Here is a 1,440-nt window from a genome sequence, read left to right as displayed (position 1 = left end):
AGCACATCCGGCACGCTGGCGAGCGCGCCCGGCGGCTCAACCACGATCTGCGCGATGACGCCGGCGAGGATCGCGGTCGCAACCGCCCGCACCCAGACAAGTAGTTCGGAGCCTTCGTCGATGCCGCCGCCGAACCACAGGCCCAGCATGCGCCATATCTGGTTGGGAAAGACGCCGGCGACGAACAGCACCGCCAGCGCATGCCAGTCGCCGATCGCTTGCGCAAAGCTCATGCGCGCACCTGTCGCCACCAATGCACGCCATAGGCGATCGTGCCGGCCACCACCCCACTGACCAGGATATCGACGCCGGAGTTCATCTTCGCGGCCAGCGGATACAGCAATATGCCGAGCACGAGCGCGACGACATCGGCGACCTCGCGGCTGTTGCGCGCGGTCGAGAACAGGAAGGACAGCGGCGTCAGCAGCAGGATCGCCGCTCCAAGCGTCTGCGTCAGATTGGCGGCGAGGAAATAGCCGACCGCGTTGGCGACGAGGCACACCGAGACGAGGCCACAGCCGAGCCCGTGAACGAAGGCGATCCGCCGCTCACGCGGCACTTGCGGCAGGAAGCGGTGGCATTCGACCCACAGCGTCACCGCGGTGAGGTGCGCGGCAAAGATCAGCTCGCGCCGCTTGGTCGTCGGCGTGCGCATCAGCGGCAGCACCGAGACCACCATCGGAAACAGACGGATCGCGCTGACCGTGACTGCAATCGCCGACTGAATGATGGTGGCGCCGGAGCCGAGCGTGGTGATCAGGATGATCTGCGCCGGCCCCGCCCAGACGAACAGCGTCGAGCAGAGCGCCCAGGCCAGGCTGAAATGGGAGTCATGGGCGAGTGCGCCGATGCCGAGATAGGTCACGAACAGCACGATGGTGAGGATCGTCTGCGTGATCGAGCGCAGCCCCCAGCCGAAGGCAAGCCAGGGACTTTGCCATTGAGGAGAATCGAGCGGAGGAAGCGCCACGGGAGGTTTGGCCGGTGAGGAATCGTGCCCGCATAACGGGGGATGTCGCGGCACACGTCAAGGAAGCGGGCGGCGGGGCTGGCATGCAGGCCGCCCCAATCACAGGCCGTCATTCCGGGGCGCCGCGCAGGCGGCGAACCCCGGAATCCATAACCACGATCGTGTGTATGGATTCCGGGCTGGCGCCCAAGGGGGCGCGCCCCGAAATGACGGCGCGTGTAGGCGACGCCCTACCCACTCACGCCCTGTTCCTCAGCACGAAGCAGGCACCACCGGCCTTGCGGATGCGGTTGCAGAGATCATCCGCTTCGCCGCGCGTGTCGGCGCCGATGCGTACCTGGTAGAACGCGCGCGTGCCGCGGCTGCGCATCACGGATGACAGCAGGCTCGGATCGCGCTCGCCAATCACCGTGCTGAGCCGCGTCACGGCGCGGGAGTACATCGCCAGCGCCCTGTTGCGGTCGAAGCCG

3 protein-coding genes are annotated in these 1,440 nt (G+C 67.1%); all 3 read right to left on the bottom strand.

Annotated elements, in window-relative coordinates:
- Window positions 1–233, bottom strand: a 233-nt coding sequence (locus MOV75_RS37930) for an AzlD domain-containing protein (RefSeq protein ID WP_247007971.1), incomplete at its 3' end; no start/stop codon positions are given.
- Window positions 230–970: an AzlC family ABC transporter permease gene (locus MOV75_RS37925; RefSeq protein ID WP_246919861.1), complete on the bottom strand. Its 741-nt coding sequence runs from the start codon at window positions 968–970 to the stop codon at window positions 230–232. The genes MOV75_RS37930 and MOV75_RS37925, both read right to left, overlap by 4 nt.
- 238 nt (window positions 971–1,208) lie before the next feature.
- On the bottom strand, window positions 1,209–1,440 hold a 232-nt coding region (locus tag MOV75_RS37920), incomplete at its 5' end, for an SPOR domain-containing protein (protein WP_247007969.1).

The sequence above is a fragment of the Bradyrhizobium sp. PRIMUS42 genome (genome assembly GCF_023006515.1).
Lineage (GTDB): Bacteria > Pseudomonadota > Alphaproteobacteria > Rhizobiales > Xanthobacteraceae > Bradyrhizobium.
The sequence above is the reverse complement of the archived record's forward strand: the minus strand, read 5'-3'. Positions and strand labels throughout refer to the sequence as shown.